Origin of the sequence: Mycobacterium seoulense, assembly GCF_010731595.1 — a bacterium.
Lineage (GTDB): Bacteria > Actinomycetota > Actinomycetes > Mycobacteriales > Mycobacteriaceae > Mycobacterium > Mycobacterium seoulense.
On record NZ_AP022582.1, the window covers coordinates 1,010,016 to 1,032,964 of the forward strand.

At 68.4% G+C, this 22,949-nt stretch carries 5 protein-coding genes; 3 read left to right on the top strand and 2 right to left on the bottom strand.

Annotated features, from left to right (window positions below; all coding sequences use genetic code 11):
* Positions 1–116: 116 nt before the first annotated feature.
* A complete protein-coding gene (locus tag G6N37_RS04985; RefSeq protein WP_163676740.1) occupies positions 117–3,008 on the bottom strand; it encodes an MMPL/RND family transporter in 2,892 nt (963 codons plus the stop codon).
* Entirely contained in the window at positions 3,005–3,424 is a 420-nt protein-coding gene (locus tag G6N37_RS04990) for an MmpS family protein (protein ID WP_163684629.1), read from the bottom strand. Before G6N37_RS04990 ends, G6N37_RS04985 begins: the two co-directional genes overlap by 4 nt.
* 974 nt (positions 3,425–4,398) lie before the next feature.
* Between G6N37_RS04990 and G6N37_RS04995 the strand changes: the two genes are divergently transcribed.
* The 3 genes from G6N37_RS04995 to G6N37_RS05005 are packed head-to-tail and all read left to right on the top strand — an operon-like array spanning position 4,399 to position 22,557.
* On the top strand, positions 4,399–4,629 hold the full coding sequence (locus G6N37_RS04995) for an MbtH family protein (protein ID WP_047323580.1): 231 nt from the start codon (positions 4,399–4,401) through the stop codon (positions 4,627–4,629).
* Between the two features lie 40 nt (positions 4,630–4,669).
* Entirely contained in the window at positions 4,670–14,914 is a 10,245-nt protein-coding gene (locus G6N37_RS05000; RefSeq protein WP_163676742.1) for an amino acid adenylation domain-containing protein, read from the top strand.
* Positions 14,911–22,557 carry a non-ribosomal peptide synthetase gene (locus G6N37_RS05005; RefSeq protein ID WP_163676744.1) on the top strand — a complete coding sequence of 2,549 codons (7,647 nt, stop codon included), beginning with the start codon at positions 14,911–14,913 and terminating at the stop codon, positions 22,555–22,557. The genes G6N37_RS05000 and G6N37_RS05005 overlap by 4 nt, the downstream gene beginning before the upstream one ends.
* The last annotated feature ends 392 nt before the right edge of the window (positions 22,558–22,949 follow it).

Below are 22,949 nucleotides of genomic sequence, written 5' to 3' on the forward strand. Positions count from 1 at the left end.
TCTCAGCGCCGACCACACCGCCCACTTCGCCGCAGCGGCGAATGCCGTCCCTGATGTCCTGTGTCACGATGTTCCCCACGGTCGCGGTCCCTGTCCTGAAAGTGGAAGCCCGCCAGTTACAACGGCTGCTTGAGCAACAGCGAGCGCACCAACGGGCGGGGTCCCAACGGCCGAAGTAATGAGCTGGCGGGTCGCGGACGCACCCGTTGCGGCCACCAGAACCAGCGTCCCAGCAACGCGGCGGTCGACGGCGTCATGAATGCGCGCACGACCAACGTGTCGAACAGCAGACCCAAACCGATCGTCGTCCCCGTCTGAGCGACGCTGCGCAGGTCGCTGACCCCCATGGAAGCCATGGTGAAGGCGAACACCAGACCCGCATTCGTCACGACCTTGCCGGTACCGGCCATCGCCCGGATGATGCCGGTGTTGATACCGGCGGCCAATTCCTCTTTCATCCGGGAGACCAGCAGCAAGTTGTAGTCCGATCCCACCGCCAAGAGGACGATCACGGACGTGGACAGCACCGTCCAGTGCAGCTGTAGGCCAAGAAGATTCTGCCAGACGAGCACGGACAGCCCGTAGGACGCGCCCATTGACAGCAACACGGTGCCTACGATCACCAGCGCGGCAATAAAACTTCGCGTCATGATCAGCATGATGATGAAAATGAGGCATATTGCCGCGACTCCCGCGATCAAGAGGTCCCATTTGGAGCCGTCCACGATGTCTTTCGTGATGGCCGCGGTGCCGGTGAGGTAGATCTTGGCATCCTCCAACGGGGTTCCTTTGAGCGCCTCCTCGGCGGCCGTCTTGATGGGCTCCACGCGGGAAAGGCCTTCGGGCGTCGCGGGATCGCCCTTTTGCGAAATGAGCATACGGACGGCTTTTCCGTCCGGCGACATAAAGATTTTCTCGACCCGTTTGAACGCCTCCGAGCCGTTGATGATCCCCGGCGGCAGGTAGAAAGAATCCTCGTTTCTGGACGCGTCGAACGCCTGTCCCATCGCGGCCGAATTATTGCCCTGCGATTCCATCTGGCCCATCACGCCGGCCATGGTGCTGTGCATCGTGAGCATCATCGTCCGCATACTCTGCATGGATTCGATCATGGGTGGCAGCAGAACGACCATTTGCGGCAGCAGCACGTCGAGTTGATCCAGGTCCGCCACCAGCTCGCGCAGCTTATCGCTGACCTCGTCAACGCCGTCGAGTCCATCGAATATGCTTCTCAGTGACCAGCAAACCGGGATATCGAAGCAGTGCCTTTCCCAGTAGAAGTAACTGCGCAGCGGCCTGAAGAAATCTTCGAAATCAGAAATCTTGTCACGCAATTCTTCCGTGATCGCCTGCATCTCATGCGTTTTGCCGACCATGTCATGGGTGGTGGCGACAAGTTCCTTCATCAGGCCGTACATGTGCTGCATGATGGCGATCATCTTCCCGAGCTCTTCGGCCTGCTTGAGCATGTCGTCCATGCGGTCCTTCTGGAACGCCATGTTAATTTGCTGGCTCGCCTGCGACATGCTCACGATCCACGGGATTGTCGTGTGCTGCAGCGGGATCCCCTCGGGCCGAGTTACGGACTGCACGGTGGAGATGCCTGGAACCGCCAGGACGCCCTTGGCTACTTTGTTCAAGACGATCATGTCGGCCGAATTGCGCAGATCATGATCGCTCTCCAGCAGCAGAATTTCGGGCATCATCGATCGGGATTGGGGAAAGTGCCGTTGCAGGGCCGCATTTCCCACGCTTGCGGGGATATCACTGGGGATGAATTTCTGATCGTCATAGCTGGGGTTGTAATTGGGGAGGGTCAACAGACCGATCAGCGCGATCGCCATGGTCGTGATCAGAATCGGGGCGGGCCACCGAACGATGGCTGTGCCGATCCGCCGCCAGCGATGAGTCGTAATCCTCCGCTTCGGCTCGAACACGCCAAAACGGCCCGCAACCACAAGAAGTGCCGGCGCAAGCGTGAGCGCAACCAGAACCGCAATGATGATGCCCACGGCACACGGGATGCCCAGCGGCTGGAAGTAGGGCAGCCGGGTGAAGTTGAGGCAGAAAACCGCCCCGGCGATCGTCAACCCGGAAGCCAGCACAACCTTGGCGACCCCGCCGAATGTCGTATAGAAAGCCGTCTCCCGGTCCTCGCCGGCCTGACGCGCCTCCTGATATCGCCCGACGAAGAAAATGCCGTAGTCAGTTCCCGTCGCGATGACCGCGGCGACGAGCAAGTTCACGGCGAAGGTGGTAAGGCCGACCAACTGGAGATGGCCGAGGAACGCCACTATTCCTCGTGCCACCTGCAACTGGAGCCCGACCATCAGCAACAACAGAATCACGGTCAAAATCGACCGGTAGACCAGGAGCAACGTAATGAAGATCACCGCCAGGCTCGTGACGGTGACCAGCATGACGGTCTTTTGACCGGCGATGTTCATGTCCGCAACAGTCGGCGCGGGGCCGGTGACATATACCTTCATCCCGTTTGGCGGGGGTGTCCGCGCCACCAGCTGTCGAACCGCCGCTACCGATTCGTCCCCCGCGGCACCGCCTTGGTGCCCGGCAAGTTGTACCTGCACATACACGGCCTTTGCGTCGGCGCTCTCAGCGGCTTTCGACGTGACCGGATCGCCCCAGAAATCCTGGACGGTCTGCACATGTTTCGTATCGGCTCGCAACTCGCGGATTAGATGATCGTAGTACTTGTGCGCGTCGTCGCCCAGGGGTTGCTGACTCTCCAAGACGATCATCGCCAAAGCGCCGGAATTGGTTTCCTTGAAGTCCCCGCCCAGGTGCTCCATCGCCTTAAACGACGGCGCGGCAACGGGACTCAGTGAGACCGCGTTCTCCGCCTCGACCTGCTCCAGCGGGGGGACGCCGATAGCCACGATGACGGCGATGCCCAACCATCCCAGGATGATGGGTATCGCGAGTCGGTGGACCATCCGCGCTACGAACGGCCTTGTCTGGCGGCCATTTTCCATCTGCACTTCGCTCATGTGGCCGTCAGCATGCAGTAGGTGAAGGCGTTCAATTCGTGCGAAACCCTCTCGGCTTTGACGACACCGTCAACCACGATGCGGCAGCCGAGCATGTCGCCATTGCCTTGTGCCACAACGTTTCCCAAGATCGACGGCAGCGTTGTCGAAATGTCGAAGGACCACGGCACGGGCTGCCCGTTAACGTGCACCGGGTTGCCGTCGACATCGAAATAGCTGATGTCGGCGGTCGTCCCCGGCGGGCCGAAGATCTCGTACCTGATGTGCTTCGGGTTGAAAGGTTTGGTGTCTTTGATCCGGGTATCGGCATACGACTCGCGCTTCTCGGAGCCGAAGATGCCGTGCAACCGCGCGACGGTCATTCCTCCGACGGCGACCACGGCCGCTATGAGCAGCGGTATCCACAGCCGCTTCAGTGCGGCGATAATTCCCGTTCCGCGGGGATGGGCCCGTTGCTGCCGCCCAACCGGCCCCTGAGGTCCGGTAGGAGATTGGCGACCCATGCCCAAAAAGCCCCGTCGGCGACCAGGCAGCTGGCCACCGTCGCGGCCCTCCCTCGCGCCGCCGGGCCGGGCCCGCAAGTCGGGTTCGGTCACCGCACCCCCTTCTGCCCGTTTGCACGTCTCTTGTTATTCCGCCGGCCCGGCCAACCCGTTACACGTCGGACGCGATACGCCGGGTGTGGGCACTTCGAATGCGGTGTACGTCGCAGACTAGTCGTGCTTCGGCACCTCATACGAGCCCCGCCCCCGGGGAGCGCGACCAGGTCTCCATGAGTAAACCACGCCAATCGTCTCCGTATCAGCCCTTCTCCGACGAGATACGGGATCGTAATGCATACCGCATGCGTAACGGCACTTTATTGAATCGCCCGCCCGGATGGTTCACCCGGTTGTCACCGGGCGGTCCACTCGGTCCGGAATGGCATCCTCCCACCCGAGGTCGGCCCGGCGGCCGAGGCTTGCTGAGTGATCAACAGCCCCGGCCAGCTAACGACGATCACCGCCCGTAGTCAATGGGTTTGCGATGGCATTTCAATGGTGGCGCGATGATGCCAAGCTCCGCCGCCGCCCCCCTCGGCCGTCCGTCGCCTCGCGGCGATTTTCGCGGCGGCTCCAGGGCCGGTATCCTATGTAGCGACAACCACCCAAAATTTCATCGTCCTTGAAGGTCGACCGCGCCCAATCGCGAACCGCACCGGTGAGCCATTGCTACCGGTCACAGCCGCCAACGGCGGCGGCTGCGCAGCCTCGAACCAGCCCAATCTTTAGGCGGCGTTAAGAGCCTGACAGGTCACACCCGAAACTTTGCCCAAACCACGGACGCACGCTGGTGCCTCCAGTAGGGTTTGGGACGGTTCCACTCGTGTCAACTAGCAGCTTGGAGAACTGTGAGCATCAACCCATTCGACGACGACAACGGCAGCTTTTTCGTCTTGGTGAACGACGAGGAGCAACACAGCCTGTGGCCGGCCTTCGCCGATGTTCCAGCGGGCTGGCGAGTGGTCTACGGCGAAACCGACCGCGCTGCGTGCTTGGAGTACATCGAACAGAATTGGCCTGACATTCGGCCAAAGAGTCTGCGCGACAAGCTCGCAACGGGCCGGGGTTTTGACCAGTAAAGAGTCGGGGTATGGGGCGGGTGGAGGTTTGGGGGAGTCGATGGGAGATGGTGCGCACCCGCTTCCGCTGACGCGCGGGCAGCTTGACATCTGGCTTTCGCAGGAAACGGGCTACGTCGGTACGGAGTGGCAGCTCGGGCTTTTGATCAGGATCGAGGGTCCGGTTGACCGCGATGCCCTCGGGCGGGCCCTCACCCAGACCGTCGCGGAGGCCGAGGCCGGCCGGGTGTCGTTCTTCGAGGTCGACGGCCAGGTGGTGCAGAAGCCGATCGACTACCCGGACGTCGAGCTCGCCTTCCACGACCTGACGTCCCTGCCCGACCCCGTGCAGGAAGCCCGCGCGATGGCGTCGTCGATCCAGCGGACGCCCATGGACTTGAACGGGCAGCTGTTCCAATTCGTGTTATTCCAAACGGGGGTTGACGAGTTTTATTTGTTCGGTTGCTGCCACCACATAGCAATCGACGGATTGGGTATGGCGCTGGTGGCCCGTCGCGTTGCCACAATTTATTCGGCCATGATGGCCGGAAAGCCCATTCCCGATGCGTATTTCGGCTCGGCGCAGGATTTGGTCGACCTGGAGTCAGGATACGAGGCGTCCTCCGACTACCAGGAAGACAAGGCGTACTGGAGCAACAACCTCCCACCGGAGACCGCATGGGTTGACCGGCCGGCCGACCGCGCGAGCGGCAAAGACCACTACTCGCCGTCCGCGTCCGTCCAGTTGGACCCGTCCGTCACCACCCGGATCAAGGAGCTGTCCAAGAGACTGGGTATCCGCCGGTTCTCCGTCACCACCGCGGCGTGCGCGCTGCTGGTGCGCGCCTGGTCCGGGACCGGCTCCGAGGTGGCGCTCGACTTCCCGGTGAGCCGGCGTGTGCGGCAGGAGTCGAAGACGATTCCCGGGATGTTCGCCGGGGTGGTGCCGCTGGTGCTGAACACCTCGCCCACGGCCACGGTTGCCGACTTCTGCAAACACGTCGACATAAAAATCAGGGAGCTGCTGCACCATCAGCGGTTCCCCGTGCACACCCTGGAGAGCGACGGCCTGAGGCAGGCGGCGAGCCGGGTCGGCATCAACTTCCTCCCGATGCGGCTCACCCTGGACCTCGCCGGTTCTCCGGCGACGGCGACATACACCAACCACGGGCCCGTGGGCCACTTCAGCCTGTTCTTCCTCGGCGCCGGCGACCAACTCTTCCTGAGCACCGCGGGACCGGGGCAGCCGTTCGCGGACTTCGGCGTGGCCGATCTGGCTGCCCGCATGCAGCAGGTGCTCGAAGAGATGACCGCCGACCCCGAGCGGTGGCTGTCCTCGATCGACCTGCTGGCCGCCGGCGAGCCGGCGCAGATCGACGAATGGAGCAACCGGGCGGCGTTGACCGAGCCGGTGCCCGCCCCGGTGTCGATCCCGGTGGCGTTCGCCGAACACGTGCAGCGCTCGCCCGACGGACTCGCGGTGACCTGCTCCGCCAAGTCGCTGACGTACGCCGAACTCGACGAGGCCTCCAACCGGCTGGCCCACCTGCTGGCGGATCACGGCGTCGGCCCGGGTGGATGCGTCGCGGTCATGTTCCCCCGCTGCTCCGACGCGATCGTGGCCATGCTGGCGGTGCTCAAGACCGGGGCGGCCTACGTGCCCATCGACCCCGCGCACTCCGCGGCCCGCATGGAGTTCGTGCTCTCCGACGCGGCGCCGAGCGCGGTCATCACCACGGCCGACCTGCGTTCGCGGCTGGACGGGCACGACCTGCTCGTCGTCGACGTCCACGACCCGGACGTCGACGCCCAGCCCAGCACGCCGCTCCCCGCGCCGGCCGCGGAGAACATCGCCTACATCATCTACACCTCCGGAACCACCGGAACCCCCAAAGGCGTTGCGATTCCTCATCTCAACGTCACGTGGCTGATCGAATCGCTCGACGCCGGCCTGCCCAAGGGGCAGGTGTGGACGCAATGCCACTCCTCGGCCTTCGACTTCTCGGTTTGGGAGATCTTCGGCGCCCTGCTGCGCGGCAGGCGCCTGCTGGTGGTGCCCGAGTCGGTGGCGAGCTCCCCGGAAGACCTGCACGACCTGCTGGTCGCGGAGAAGGTCAGCGTGCTCACCCAGACCCCGTCCTCGGTCGCGATGTTGCCCGCCGAGGGTCTCGAGTCCACCGCGCTGGTCGTGGCCGGCGAAGCCTGCCCGACCGACGTGGTGGATCGGTGGGCGGCGCCCGGCCGCGTGATGCTCGACGCGTACGGCCCGACGGAGACCACGGTGTGCGCGTCCATCAGCAAGCCGCTGACCCCGGGGTCGGCCGTGGTGCCGATCGGGTCACCGATAGCCGGCGCGGCGATGTTCGTGCTCGACAAGTGGTTGCAGCCGGTGCCCGCAGGCGTGGTCGGTGAGCTGTATCTGGCCGGCCGCGGCGTCGGGATCGGATACGTGCGCCGCGCCGGCCTGACGGCCTCCAGGTTCGTCGCCAACCCCTTCGGCGGTCCGGGCGCGCGGATGTACCGCACCGGCGACCTGGTCTGCTGGGGCGAAGACGGTCAGCTGCAATACTTCGGCCGCTCCGACGAGCAGGTGAAGATCCGCGGCTACCGCATCGAACTCGGTGAAATCCAATCGGTGCTCAAGGGCCTCGACGGGGTGGACCAGGCCGCCGTCGTCGCCCGCGAGGACCGGCCCGGCGACAAGCGCCTGGTCGGCTACATCACCGGCACGGCCGACCCGGCAGCGATCCGCGCCGCGCTGGCCGACCGCCTGCCGCCGTACATGGTGCCGGCTGCGGTGGTGGTGCTGGAGGCCCTGCCGCTGACCGGCAACGGCAAGCTCGACAAGCGCGCCCTGCCGGCGCCCGAATACGCCACCGCCGAATACCGCGCCCCGGCCGACCCCGTCGAGGAGGTCCTGGCCGACATCTATGCCCAGGTGCTAGGGCTGGAGCGGGTCGGAGTCGACGCTTCGTTCTTCGACCTCGGCGGCGACAGCATTCTGTCCATGCAGGTGGTGGCCCGGGCCCGCGCGGCCGGCATCCTGTTCCGGCCCCGCGATGTGTTCGTCGAGCAGTCGGTGTCCCGGCTGGCCCGGGTGGCCGAGGTGGCCGTCGACGGCGCGGGCGGTGCGGCCGACGACGGCGTCGGGCCGGTGGTCGCCACCCCGATCATGCGGTGGCTGCACACCATCGAGGGCCCGATCGAGCAGTTCAACCAGACCATGGTGGTGCAGGCGCCGGCGGGCGCGACCGAGGCCGACGTGGTGGCGGTGCTGCAGGCGCTGCTGGATCGCCATGCCGCGCTGCGGCTGCGCGCCGACGACGACGGCGCGGGCGGCTGGTCCCTGCAGGTACCCGAGGTCGATGCGGTGGACGCGCGCGGCTGCGTGCACGCCGTCGAGACGTTGTCCGACGAGGCGTTGGCGGAGGCGCGGTCGCGGTTGAACCCGGCCGCCGGGCTGATGGTCAGCGCGGCGTGGGCGGAGCCCACAGCTCAGCTGGCGTTGATCATCCACCACCTGGCCGTCGACGGGGTGTCGTGGCGAATCCTGTTGGAAGACTTCAACATTGCCTGGGCCCAGCATCACAACGGGCAGCCCATCTCCTTGATGGCGCCCGGCACGTCGTTCGCCCGGTGGTCGTCGCTGCTCGAGGAATACGCCCACCGGTCCGACGTGGTGGCCCAGGCCGACGAGTGGCGGCAGGTGGCGGCCACCCCGGCCGCGTTGCCGGCGGTGCAACCCGACGCCGACACCTATGTGAATGCCGGTCAGCTGTCGGCCTCGCTGGACGTCGAGACGACTCGGTTGCTGCTCGGTGAGGTGCCCGCCGCGTTCCACGCGGGCGTCGGCGACATCTTGCTGATCGCCTTCGGGCTGGCGTTCGCGGAATTCCTCGGCACCGGTGCGGCGCCGATCGCCATCGACGTCGAAGGGCACGGGCGGCAGGAAGAACTGGCTCCCCGGGTCGACCTGTCGCGCACCGTGGGCTGGTTCACCACCAAGTACCCGGTCGCACTCAATGGCGGCCGGCTGAACTGGTCGCAGGTGGTGGCCGGCGAGGCCGCGCTGGGGCCGGTGATCAAGGCCGCCAAGGAACAGCTGCGCGCCCTGCCCGACGGCCTGACCTACGGGCTGCTGCGCTACCTCAACGCCGACGTGGACCTCGACGGGCCGGACCCGGTGATCGGGTTCAACTACCTGGGGCGGCTCGGCGCGGGCGCCGACCTCTCCGACGACCTGTGGCGGGTCAGCCCCGACAGCCTGGCCGTGGCGGCCGTGGCCACCGCGGTGCCCATGCCGCTGGCCCACACGGTGGAGCTCAACGCCGGCACCATGGACACCGAGGCCGGCCCGCACCTGCAGGCCAACTGGAGTTGGGCGCCTTCGGCGCTCGACGAGGAGCGCGTTAACCGGTTGAGCCGGTTGTGGTTTGAGGCGCTGGCCGGGATCTGCGCCCACGTCCGGGCCGGCGGCGGCGGGTTGACCCCGTCGGACATCGCTCCCGCCCACCTCAGCCAGCAGCAACTCGACGCCCTCTGCCGGCAGGGCGGTGTCGCCGACGTGCTGCCGCTGACCCCGGTGCAGCAGGGGCTGCTGTTCCACACCGCCTTCGCGCAGGACACCGACGACCTGTACGCGGTCCAGCTGGGCATCACGATCAGCGGTGCCCTCGACGCGGCGCGGCTGCGCGAGGCGGTCCACACCGCCGTCAAGCGGCACCCCAACCTGGTCGCCCGGTTCACCGAGGACTTCGGCGAGCCCGTGCAGGTCATCCCGGCCGATCCCCAGATGGTGTGGCGGTATGTCGACCTCGACGACGGCAACGTCGACGAGCAGGTCGAGCGGCTGTGCGCCGACGAGCGCGCCGCGGTGTGCGACCTGGCCGATCAGCCGTCGTTCCGGGCCGCTCTGTTCCGCACGGCGCCCGACCGGCACCGGTTCGTGCTGACCATCCACCACATCGTGGTGGACGGCTGGTCGCTGCCCGTCCTGCTGCAGGAGGTCTTCGCCAGCTACTACGGGGAGCGGCTACCGGCCGCCCCGTCGTACCGCAGCTTCGTCACCTGGCTGACCCGTCAGGACCGCGCCGACGCGCAGGAGGCCTGGGCCCAGGCGCTGGCCGGTTTCGAGACCCCCACCCTGGTGGGTCCGCCCGGACAGATCGGCCGTCGGGGCGTTGCCGCCTTCCACGTGCCCGCCGAGACCACCAAGGCGCTGGGCGAGCTGGCCCGTTCGTGCCGCACCACCATCAGCACCGTGCTGCAGGGCGCGTGGACGCAGCTGCTGACCTGGATGACCGGCCAGCATGACGTGGCCTTCGGCACCGCGGTCTCCGGGCGGCCCACCGAATTGGCCGGCGCGGACGCGATGGTCGGCCTGCTGATCAACACCGTGCCGGTGCGGGCGCGGACCGGCGCGACCACCACCGTCGCCGACCTGCTTGAGCAACTGCAACGCCTGCACAACGACACCGTCGACTACGAGCACCTCGCGCTGCCCGAGATCCACCGCGTCTCCGGTCACGACCAGCTGTTCGACACCCTCTTCCTTTATGAAAACTACCCGATCGACGCGGGCGCGCTGCTGGGCGTCCACGAGTTGGCCGTCACCGACTTCAGCAGCCGGGAATACAACCACTACCCGCTGTCCGTGGTGGCCTCGCCGGGTCACGAACTGAGCCTTCGCGTCGAATTCGACACCGAGGTGTTCAACCCCGCCGCCATCGACACGCTGATCGAGCGGTTGCAGCAGGTGATGGTGGCCATGACCGCCGATCCCTCGCGGCGCCTGTCCTCGATCGACCTGCTCGACGCCGCCGAGCACCACCGGCTCGACGACTGGGGCAACCGGGCGGTGCTGGCCGAGCCGGCGCCCAAGCTCCTGTCCATTTCGGAGCTGTTCGCCGCGCAGGCGTCCCGCGCGCCGGAGGCCGTGGCCATCACCGACGGCGACCGGTCGTGGACCTACGGCGAGGTCGAGGAATCCGCCAACCGGTTGGCGCACCTGCTGGTGAGCCGCGGCGCCGGGCCGGGGGAGCGGGTCGCGGTGCTGTTCCCGCGCACCGCCGAGGCCGTCGTGGCGATCCTGGCGGTGCTCAAGACCGGGGCGGCCTACCTGCCGGTCGACCCGACGGTGCCCGCGGCGCGCATGGAGTTCGTGCTCGGCGACGCCGCCCCGATCGCCGCGGTCACCACCGCGGACGTGCGGTCGCGGCTGGACGGGTCGAACGTGGACATCATCGACTTCGACGACCCCGCCGTCGCGAGCCAGCCGACCGACGGGCTGCCCGCGCAGTCGCCGGAGGACATCGCCTACATCATCTATACGTCCGGGACCACCGGCACCCCCAAGGGTGTGGCGGTGCCGCACCGCAACGTCATCCAGCTGCTGGAGTCCCTGGACGCCCAGTTGGCGCTGGGGCAGGTGTGGACGCAGTGCCACTCGCTGGCCTTCGACTTCTCGGTCTGGGAGATCTTCGGGTCGCTGTTGTACGGCGGCCGGCTGGTGATCGTGCCCGACGCGGTGGTCCGCTCGCCGGAAGAGCTGCACGCCATGCTGGTCCGCGAACAGGTCAGCGTGCTGAGCCAGACCCCGTCGGCGTTCTACGCGCTGCAGACCGCGGATTCCCTGGCGCCCGAGCTGGGGCAGCAGCTGAAGCTGCAGACGGTGGTGTTCGGTGGCGAGGCGCTCGAGCCGCGCAAGCTGGGCAAGTGGATGCACCACCACCCCGGGCTGCCGCGACTGATCAATATGTACGGCATCACCGAAACCACGGTGCACGCCTCGTTCCGGGAGATCGTCGACGGCGACGTCGACAGCAATGCCAGCCCCATCGGCGTGCCGCTGGCGCATCTGGGCTTCTTCGTGCTGGACGGCTGGCTGCGGCCGGTGCCCGAGGGCGTCGTCGGTGAGTTGTATGTGGCCGGCCGAGGGCTCGCGTACGGATACGTGGGCCGGTCGGGGCTGTGCGCGACGCGGTTCGTGGCGTGCCCGTTCGGCGCGCCCGGCGCGCGCATGTATCGCACCGGGGACCTGGTGCGCTGGGGTGCCGACGGCCAGCTGCAGTACATGGGACGGGCCGACGAGCAGGTCAAGATCCGCGGTTACCGCATCGAGCTCGGCGAGGTGCATGCGGCCCTGGTCGCGCTGGACGGGGTCAACGAGGCGGCGGTGATCGCCCGCGAGGATCGTCCGGGCGACAAGCGGCTGGTGGGCTACGTGACGGGCACCGCCGACCCGGCCGAGATCCGCAACCGGCTCGGCGAGCGGCTGCCGACCTACATGGTGCCCACCGCCGTGGTGGTGCTCGAGGCGCTGCCGCTGACGGTCAACGGCAAACTCGACACCCGCGCGCTGCCCGCACCGGAATACTCCGATGCCGGCCACTACCGCGCCCCGAGCACGGCCATCGAGGAGATCCTGGCCGGCATCTATGCCCAGGTGTTGGGGGTCGAGCGCGTCGGCGTCGACGATTCGTTCTTCGACCTCGGCGGGGACAGCATCCTGTCGATGCAGGTCGTCGCCCGCGCCCGGGCGGCCGGTGTGGTCTGCCGGCCGCGCGACATCTTCGTCGAGCAGACGGTGGCCCGGCTGGCCCGGGTGGCCGGACTGGCCACCGACGACGACGTGGTCGACGAGGGCATCGGCCCGGTCGTCGCGACCCCGATCATGCGCTGGCTGCAAAGCGTCGACGGTCCGATCGAGCAGTTCAACCAGACCATGGTGGTGCAGGCCCCGGCCGGGGTGAGCGAGGCCGACGTGGTGCTGGTGCTGCAGGCTTTGCTGGACCGGCACGCCATGCTGCGCCTGCACGTCGACGACGATGGCGCGGGGGACTGGTCGCTGCGGGTACCCGAGGCCGGCGCGGTAAATGCCGCGGGGTGCGTGCACACCGTCGAGGCGCTGTCCGACGCGGCGCTGGCAACGGCGCGCTCGCAGCTGAACCCGGCCAGCGGCGCCATGCTGAGGGCGGTGTGGGCGCCCTCCACGGGCCAGCTGGCGTTGGTCATTCATCACCTGGCCGTCGACGGGGTGTCGTGGCGAATCCTGTTGGAAGACTTGAACATTGCCTGGGCCCAGCACCACAGCGGGCAGCCGGTGGCGTTGCCGGTGGGCGGCATGTCGTTCGCCCGGTGGTCGTCGCTGTTGGCAGAGCACGCGCGCCGGCCAGAGGTCGTCGAGACGGCCGAGGCGTGGCGCCAGATCGCGTCGACGCCGGCGCCGCTGCCGGCGGTGGCGCCCGACATCGACACCTACGTCAGCGCGGGACAGCTGTCGGTGTCGCTCGACGCCGACACCACTCGGTTGTTGCTGGGCGAGGTGCCCGCGGCGTTCCACGCCGGGGTGCAGGACATCCTGTTGATCGCGTTCGGGTTGGCGTGGGCGCAGTTCGTGGGCACCGGCGCGCCGATCGGTATCGACGTCGAGGGCCACGGCCGCCACGAGGAACTGGGCCCGAACGTGGACCTGTCCCGCACGGTGGGGTGGTTCACCACCAAGTACCCGGTCGCACTGAAGGTCGGCGGGCTGTCCTGGGGACAGGTCGTCGCCGGTGAGGCGGAGCTGGGGGCGCTGGTCAAGGACGCCAAGGAGCAGCTGCGCGCCCTGCCGGACGCGCTGAGCTACGGGCTGCTGCGCTACCTGAATCCCGACGTCGACATGGAGGGCACGGACCCGGTGATCGGGTTCAACTACCTCGGCCGGCTGGGCGGGGCCGCCGAGCTCTCCAGCGACTTCTGGCGACTCGACCAGGACAGCCTGGCGTCGGCCGGCGCCGCGACGGCGGTGCCCATGCCGTTGCCGCACACGGTCGAGCTCAACGCCGGCACCCTGGACACCGCCGCCGGCCCGCTGCTGCAGGCCAACTGGACCTGGGCGCGCTCGGCGCTCGACGAGGTCCAGGTCGGCCGCCTGAGCGAGTTGTGGTTCGACGCCCTGAGCGGCATCTGCAGCCACGTCCGCAGCGGTGGTGGCGGTCTGACCCCGTCGGACCTCGCCCCCGCCCGGCTCACCCAGCGCGACATCGACGAGCTGTGCCAGCGCTACCCGGTCGCCGACGTGTTGCCGTTGACCCCGCTGCAGCAGGGCCTGCTGTTCCACACCGGCGCCGCGCACGGCAGCGACGACCTCTACGCGGTGCAGCTCGACATCAGCGTCAGCGGTGCCCTCGACCCGCACCGGTTGAGCGACGCGGTGCGCACCGCGATCAAGCGGCATCCCAACGTGGTGGCCCACTTCATCGAGGACTTCGGCGAGCCCGTGCAGGTGCTCTCGGCCGACCCCGCGCTGGCGTGGCGGTACGTCGAACTCGACGCCGAAGACTTCGAGCCCGAAGAGCAGATCCAGCAGCTGTGCGCCGCCGAGCGGGCCGCGGTGTGCGACCTGGCGGAGCGCCCGCCGTTCCGGGCCGCGCTGATCCGCACCGCAGACAACCGGCACCGCTTCGTGCTGACCAACCACCACATCGTGCTCGATGGCTGGTCGAAGCCGATTCTGCTGCAGGAGATCTTCGCCGCCTACTACGGCGTGCCGCTCCCCGCCCCGGTGCCCTACCGCAAGTTCGTCGACTGGCTGGCCGCGCAGGACCGCGGCGCCGCCCAGGCCGCGTGGCGGCGGGTACTGGCCGGCTTCGACACCCCCACGCTGGTCGGGCCGCCCGGCCGGATGAGCCTCGGGCCGCGGGCCGTCTCCTCGTTCCAGATGTCCGCGGAGACCACGCGGGCGCTCGGCGAGCTCGCCCGGTCGTGCCACACCACCGTCAGCACCGTGCTGCAGGGCGCCTGGGCGCAGCTGCTGATGTGGCTGACCGGCCAGCACGATGTGACCTTCGGCACAGCGGTGTCGGGGCGACCGACCGATCTGGCCGGCGCGGACCAGATGGTGGGGCTGCTGATCAACACGGTGCCGGTGCGGGCGACGATCGGCGCCGAAACCACCATCGCCGACCTGCTCAACCAGCTACAAAGCGCCTACAACGACACGCTGGAACACCAGCATTTGGCACTGAACGAAATCCATCGTGTAACGGGACACGACCAATTATTCGACACCATGTTCGTGTACGAGAACTACCCGATCGACACCGACGCGTTGTCGGGCGTCGACGAGCTGGCGATTGATGGTTTTACCAACCGGGAATTCAACCACTACCCGCTCTCGGTGCAAGCCGTTCCGGGTCACGAACTAAGTCTTCGCGTCGAATTCGATACAGAAGTCTTCGACACGGGCAGAATCGAGAGGTTGGTCGAACGGTTCCGGCGCGTGCTGGAGGCCATGACCGCAGATCTGGAGGAGCAGGCATGACCGTCGGCGCGGGGCGGCGATTGTTGTCGATCGACTTGCTGGATGGCGGCGAGCACGACCGCCTGGACGAGTGGGGTAACCGGGCGGTACTGACCGCACCGGTGACGGGGGCTGCGTCGATCCCGGCATTGTTCGCAAAACAGGTCGCGCGTGTCCCCGAGGCGCCGGCGCTGACGTTCGAGGGCCGCTCGCTGACCTATCAGGAACTCGACGAGGCCGCGAACCGGCTCGCGCACCTGCTGGCCGATCACGGCGCGCGCCCGGGTGCGTGCGTGGCGCTGCTGCAGTCGCGGTCGGCCGAGGCGATCGTGTCGATCCTGGCGGTGCTCAAGACCGGGGCGGCCTACCTCCCGATCGACCCGGCCGTCCCGGCCGCGCGGATGGAGTTCATGCTCGGCGACGCGGCCCCCGTCGCCGCGGTCACCACGGCCGAGCTGCGGCCGCGGCTGGACGGGTTCGACTTGCTGGTCGTCGAGGTCGACGACCAGGCGGTGGCCGAACAGCCCGCCTCGGGGCTGCCGGGCCCGGCGCCCGAGGACATCGCCTACATGATCTACACCTCGGGCACGACCGGAACGCCCAAGGGCGTCGCGGTCACCCACCAGAACGTCACCCAGCTGCTGAAGAAGCTGCCCGCCGACCTGCCGGTGGCCGGTGTCTGGTCGCAGTGGCATTCGCTGGTGTTCGACGTGTCCGTGTGGGAGATCTGGGGTCCGCTGTTGCACGGCGGGCGCCTGGTCGTGGTGCCCGAGTCGGTCGCCGGCTCCCCGGACGACCTGCACGCGCTGCTGGTCGCCGAGAAGGTCACCGTGTTGTGCCAGACCCCGTCGGCGGTGGGGATGCTGTCCCCGGACGGCCTGGACTCGACGGCGCTGATCGTGGCGGGCGAGGCCTGCCCGGCCGAGGTGGTGGACCGCTGGGCCCCGGGGCGCGTGATGATCAACGCCTACGGCCCGACCGAGGGCACGGTGTACGCATCGATGAGCGCGCCGCTGACCGCCGAATCGGGGGCGCCGACGATCGGCGCGCCCGTGCCGGGGGCGGCGCTGTTCGTGCTGGACAAGTGGCTGCGCCCCGCGCCGGAGGGCGTCGTAGGCGAGCTGTACATCGCCGGTCGCGGCGTGGCCTCCGGGTATGTCCGCCGGGCGGGTCTGACGGCGTCGCGCTTCATCGCGTGCCCGTTCGGGGCGCCGGGGACTCGGATGTACCGGACCGGTGACCTGGTGCGCTGGGGCGTCGACGGCCAGCTGCAATACCTGGGACGTGCCGACGAGCAGGTCAAGATCCGCGGCTACCGCATCGAGCTCGGCGAAATCCAGACGGCGCTCGCGGGGCTGGACGGCGTCGAGCAGGCGGCGGTGATCGCCCGCGAGGACCGCCCCGGCGACAAGCGGCTGGTCGGCTACATCACCGGCACCGCCGACCCGGCCGAGATCCGCAACCAACTCGGCGAGCGGCTGCCCAGCTACATGGTGCCCGCCGCGGTCGTGGTGCTGGACGCGCTGCCGCTGACCGTCAACGGCAAGCTCGACAAGCGGGCCCTGCCCGCCCCCGAGTACCAGAAGACGACCGGTGAATACCGCGCTCCGACCACGGTCGTCGAAGAAACCCTGGCCGCCATCTACGCCCAGGTCCTGGGGCTGGAGCGGGTGGGCGTCGACGACTCGTTCTTCGACCTCGGCGGCGACAGCATCCTGTCGATGCAGGTGGTGGCCCGCGCCCGCGCCGCCGGCGTGGTGTGCCGACCGCGCGACGTCTTCGTCGAGCAGACCGTGGCCCGGCTGGCCCGGGTCGCCGGCGTGGCCTCCGACGACGACGTGGTCGACGAGGGCATCGGACCGGTGGTCGCCACCCCGATCATGCGCTGGCTCCAGCAGGTCGACGGCCCCACCGACCAGTTCAACCAGACCATGGTCGTACAGGCCCCCGCCGGCGTCACCCGCGACGACGTCCAGGTGGTGCTGCAGTCGCTGCTGGACCGGCACGCCACCCTGCGCATGCGCGTCGACGACGACGGCGCCGGCGGCTGGTCGCTGCACGTCCCCGAGGTGGGCGCGGTCGAGGCGGACACGTGCATGCACACCGTGGACGCGCTGTCCGACGCGACGCTGGTGGCGGCGCGCTCGCAGCTCAACCCCGCGGCGGGGATCATGCTGCGCGCCGTGTGGGCCGAATCGACGGCCCAGTTGGCGCTGATGATCCACCACCTCGCCGTCGACGGCGTGTCGTGGCGAATCCTGTTGGAAGACTTGAACATCGCCTGGGCCCAGCACCACAGCGGCCAGCCGGTCGCGTTGCCCACGGGCGGGACGTCGTTCGCCCGGTGGTCGGCCATGCTCGAGGAGCACGCCCAGCGCCCCGAGGTCGTCGCCCAGGCCGAGGCGTGGCGGCAGGTCGCGGCGACTCCGGCGTTGTTGCCCGCGGTGCGCCCCGAGGTCGACACCTACGAGACGGCCAAGCAGCTGTCGGTATCGCTGGACGTCGACACCACCCGGATGCTGCTGGGCGAGGTGCCCGCGGCGTTCCACGCCGGGGTGCAGGACATCCTGCTGATCGCGTTCGGGTTGGCCTGGGCGCGTTTCGTGGGCACCGGCGCGCCGATCGGCATCGACGTCGAGGGCCACGGCCGCCACGAGGAGCTGGGCCCGCACGTCGACCTGTCCCGCACCGTGGGCTGGTTCACCACCAAGTACCCGGTTGCGCTGACCGTCGGCGAGCTGGACTGGACTCAGGTGATGGCCGGCGACCCCGCGCTCGGCCTGCTGGTCAAGAAGGCCAAGGAACAGCTGCGCGCGCTCCCCAACCCGCTGACCTACGGATTGCTGCGGTACGTGAACAGCGAGGTCGACCTGGACGGGTCGGACCCGGTGATCGGGTTCAACTACCTGGGCCGGCTGGGCGCGGCGGCCGATCTGCCCGGCGAGATGTGGCGGATCAGCCAGGACAGCCTGTCGTTCACCGGCGCCGCCAGCGCGGCGCTGCCCATGCCGTTGATGCACACCGTCGACCTCAACGCCGGAACCATGGACACCGAGGCCGGCCCGAACCTGCAGGCCAACTGGACGTGGGCGCCCTCGGCGCTGGACCACGAGCAGGTCAGCCGGCTGAGCCAGTTGTGGTTCGAGGCCCTCGCAGGGATCTGCGCCCACGTGCGCAGCGGCGGTGGCGGGCTGACCCCGTCGGACGTCGCCCCCGCCCGCCTCAACCAGCAGCAGCTCGACGACCTCTGCCAGCAGTACGCCGTCGCCGACGTCTTGCCGTTGACCCCGCTGCAGCAGGGGCTGCTCTTCCACGCCAGCTTCGCGCACGACCCCGGCGACGACGTGTACGCGGTGCAGCTCGGGATCACCGTGACCGGTGACCTCGACGCGCACCGGTTGCGCGAGGCCGTCCACACCGTCGTCAACCGGCATCCCAACCTGGCGGCCCGGTTCTGCCCCCAGTTCGGCGAGCCCGTGCAGGTCATTCCGGCCGACCCGGTAATGGCGTGGCGTTACGTCCAGCTCGGGGCCGAAGACCTGGACCCGGAGGAGAAGATCGAACAGCTCTGCGCCGCCGAGCGCGGGGCGGTCAGCGACCTCGCCAACCGGCCCGCCTTCCGGGCCGCATTGATCCGCACCGCCGATAACCGGCACCGGTTCGTGCTGACCAACCACCACATCGTGATGGATGGCTGGTCACTGCCGATCATGCTGCGGGAGATCCTGACCAGCTACTACGGGGAGCGGTTGCCCGCGCCCGCGTCTTACCGCAGCTACCTGACCTGGCTCGCGGCACAGGACCGCACGGCCGCCCGTGCCGCGTGGGCCGAGGTGATGGCCGGGTTCGACACCCCCACCCTGGTCGGTCCGCCGGTCCGGCTGGGCCTCGGGCGGCGCGGCGTCGAGTCGTATCGGCTGCCCGCGGAGACGACGCGGGCGCTGGGCGAGCTGGCCCGCTCCTGCCACACCACGATCAACACCGTGCTGCAGGCGGCCTGGGCCCAGCTGCTGATGCGGCTGACCGGCCAGCACGACGTGGCCTTCGGCACCGCGGTCTCTGGTCGTCCGGCCGATCTGCTGGGCGCCGAGTCGATGGTGGGCTTGTTGATCAACACGGTGCCGGTGCGTGCGCACGTCAGCGCGGGCACCACGGTGTCCGAGCTGCTGCAACAGCTGCAGCGCGCCCACAACGACACGATCGAGCACGAGCACCTGGCGCTGAGCGAGATTCACCGCGTCACCGGCCACGACCAGCTGTTCGACACGCTGTTCCTGTACGAGAACTACCCGATCGACACCAGCGTGCCGCTGGGCTTCCACGAGCTGGCGATCACCGACGTCACCAACCGCGAATACAACCACTACCCGCTCTCGGTGATGGCGCTTCCGGGTCGTGAACTCGGCCTGCGCGTCGAGTTCGACACCAGTGTGTTCGACACCGCCGGGATCGAGTCGCTGATCGAACGGTTCCAGCGGGTGTTGGGGGCCATGACCGCCGACTCGAGCCAGCGGCTCTCGGCGATGAATGTGCTGGACGGCGACGAGCGCGCCCGCCTCGACGAGTGGGGCAACCGGGCGGTGTTGACCGCGCCGGTGCGGGCGACGGCGTCGATCCCGGCGTTGTTCGCCAAGCAGGTGGCCCGCGTTCCCGAGGCGGTGGCGCTGACGTTCGAGGGCCGCTCGATGACCTATCGCGAGCTCGACGAGGCGGCCAACCGGTTGGCCCACCTGCTCGCCGAGCATGGCGCGCGCCCGGGCGAAAGCGTCGCCCTGCTGTTCTCCCGGTCGGCCGAGGCGATCGTGTCGATCCTGGCCGTGCTCAAGACCGGGGCGGCCTACCTGCCGATCGACCCGGCGGTCCCGGCGGCGCGGATCGAGTTCGTGCTCGGCGACGCCGCGCCGGTCGCCGCGGTCACGACCGCCGACTTGCGGTCGCGGCTGGCGGGTTCCGACCTGCTGGTCATCGACGTCGACGACCCGTCGGTGGGCGCCCAGCCCGCCACGCCGTTGCCGGCGCCGTCGCCCCAGGACGTCGCGTACTTGATCTACACGTCCGGCACCACGGGTGTCCCGAAGGGCGTGGCGGTGACCCACCACAACGCCACCCAGCTGCTGGAGAAACTGCACGCCGACCTGCCGGACCCGGGCGTCTGGGCGCAGTGGCACTCCCTGGTCTTCGACGTCTCGGTCCACGAGATCTTCGGCGCGCTGTTGCACGGCGGGCGGCTGGTTGTGGTGCCCGAGTCCGTCGCCGGCTCCCCGAAGGACCTGCACGCCTTGCTGGTCGCGGAGAACGTGACGGTGCTCAGCCAGACCCCGTCGGCGGTGGGGATGCTCTCCCCGGAGGGGCTGGAATCGACCGCCCTGGTGGTGGCCGGTGAGGCCTGCCCGCCGGAGGTGGTGGACCGCTGGGCCCCGGGCCGCGTGATGATCAACGCCTACGGCCCCACCGAAGGCACGGTGTACGCGGCCATGAGCGCGCCGCTGAACGCGGACACGGGAGCCCCGATCGGCGCCCCGGTGCCGGGGGCCGCGCTGTTCGTGCTGGACAAGTGGCTGCGCCCGGCCCCGCAGGGCGTCGTCGGTGAGCTGTACATCGCCGGCCGCGGTGTGGCCGCCGGCTATGCGCGACGCGCGGGCCTGACGGCCTCACGGTTTGTGGCGTGCCCGTTCGGGGCGCCCGGACAACGGATGTATCGCACCGGCGACCTGGTGCGCTGGGGCGCCGACGGGCAGCTGCAGTACCTGGGCCGCGTCGACGAACAGGTCAAGATCCGCGGCTACCGCATCGAGCTCGGCGAAATCCAGGCCGCCCTGGCCGGTTTGGACGGGGTGGAGCAGGCGGCGGTGATAGCCCGCGAGGACCGGCCGGGCGACAAGCGGCTGGTGGGCTACATCACCGGCACCGCCGATCCGGCCGAGATCCGGGCCCAGTTGGGCGAGCGGCTGCCGGGCTACATGGTGCCCGTCGCGATCGTGGTGCTGGACGCGCTGCCGCTGACGGTCAACGGCAAGCTCGACAAGCGGGCCCTGCCCGCCCCCGAGTACCAGAAGACCGGCGGGGAATACCGGGCCCCGGCCACCCCGCTGGAAGAGACTCTGGCCGACATCTTCGCTGAAGTCCTTGGGCTGCAGCGGGTTTCGGTCGAGGACTCCTTCTTCGACCTCGGCGGCGACTCGCTCTCCGCGATGCGGGTGATCGCCGAGATCAACACGGCCCTCGACGCCAACCTCTCGGTGCGCACCCTGTTCGAGGCGCCATCGGTGCGACGCCTCGGCCAACGGGCGGAGCGCGATGCCAGCGGTGCGGACGAAGACGAGGGTGGCGCGGCCAGCTTCGCCTCGGTGCACGGCCGCGACGCGACCCAGGTGTACGCGAGTGATCTGACGTTGGACAAGTTCATCGATGCGGCGACGCTGAGCGCCGCGCCGTCGTTGCCGGGCCCGAGTTCGGAGGTGCGGACGGTCCTGTTGACCGGGGCGACGGGCTTTTTGGGGCGTTATCTGGTGCTGCAGTGGCTCGAGCAGCTCGAGCTGGTCGAGGGCAAATTGATCTGCCTGGTGCGGGCCGGTTCGGACGAGGAGGCGCGGCAGCGGCTGGAGAAGACCTTCGACAGCGGTGACCCGAAGCTGTTGCGGTACTTCCAGGAGCTGGCCGCCGATCACCTCGAGGTGGTGGCCGGCGACAAGGGCGCGGCGAACCTGGGCCTGGACGAGCAGACGTGGCAGCGGTTGGCCGACACCGTCGATCTGATCGTGGATTCGGCGGCTCTGGTCAACGGCGTGCTGCCCTACAGCGAGCTGTTCGGTCCCAACGTCGCCGGCACCGCCGAACTCATCCGAGTGGCGCTGACGACCAAGCTGAAGCCGTACGCCTATGTGTCGACCTCCGACGTGGGCCGCCAGATCGACCCCGCGGTGTTCACCGAGGACGCCGACATCCGGGTCATCAGCCCCATCCGCAAGATCGACGGCAGCTACGCCAACGGCTACGGCAACAGCAAGTGGGCCGGCGAGGTGCTGCTGCGGGAAGCCCACGACCTGTGCGGGCTGCCGGTCTCGGTGTTCCGATCCGACATGATCCTGTCCGACACCAGCTACGCCGGCCAGTTCAACCTGTCGGACATGTTCACCCGGATGGTGCTGAGCCTGGTCGCGACCGGCGTCGCGCCGCGCTCGTTCTATCAGCTGGATGCCGAGGGTAATCGGCAACGTGCGCACTTCGACGCGCTGCCGGTGGAGTTCGTGGCCGAGGCGATCACCACGCTGGGCACCCAGGTGGTGGAGGGGTTCGAGACGTATCACGTGATGAACCCCCACGACGACGGCATCGGCATCGACGAGTACGTCGACTGGCTGATCGAGGCCGGTTACCCGATCGAGCGGGTCGACGACTTCGGCGAGTGGCTGCAACGGTTCGAGGCCGCGCTGCGCGAGTTGCCGGAGCACCAGCGCAAGCACTCGGTACTGCAGATGCTGCAGGTCCCGGGCTACAACCAGCTGCAAGCGCCAGAGCCGGCCAGCGGGTCGTTCGCCCCGACCGACCGGTTCCGCGCGGCGGTGCAGGAAGCCAAGATCGGCGCCGACAACGACATCCCGCACGTCTCGCCGCCGGTGATCGTCAAGTACGTCACCGACCTGCAGCTGCTGGGCCTGCTCTAACACGCACGCGGATTCGGGGCGGTCTCGAGGGACCGTCCCGAATCGCGTAGTCGGTTTCACTGCCCAAAACATTCTTCGCGTATCTTTTGCGATCGGTTACAGGAGTCACTGACAGGTTGCTGGGACTTTTTCAAAACATCTAGCGCAACCATCCCGCCGTCGATTAACCTTTCGGACTGTTGCACTTATGTTGACTAAGTTGACGGAGATACTGTGCGCGTCGGCCCGTTCGATGACGACATCGGCAGCTCTGCCTTACTAGCGGCGACGAGTGGCAACAGCGGCGAGGATCCGCCACGGACCGCGCCGGGTGTATCTAGCGGAACCGAACAGGCATTGCGGAGGAGTTCGGTCGAGCGGCCGTCAACCGGGGGTTTTCAAGGGTGAGCCCT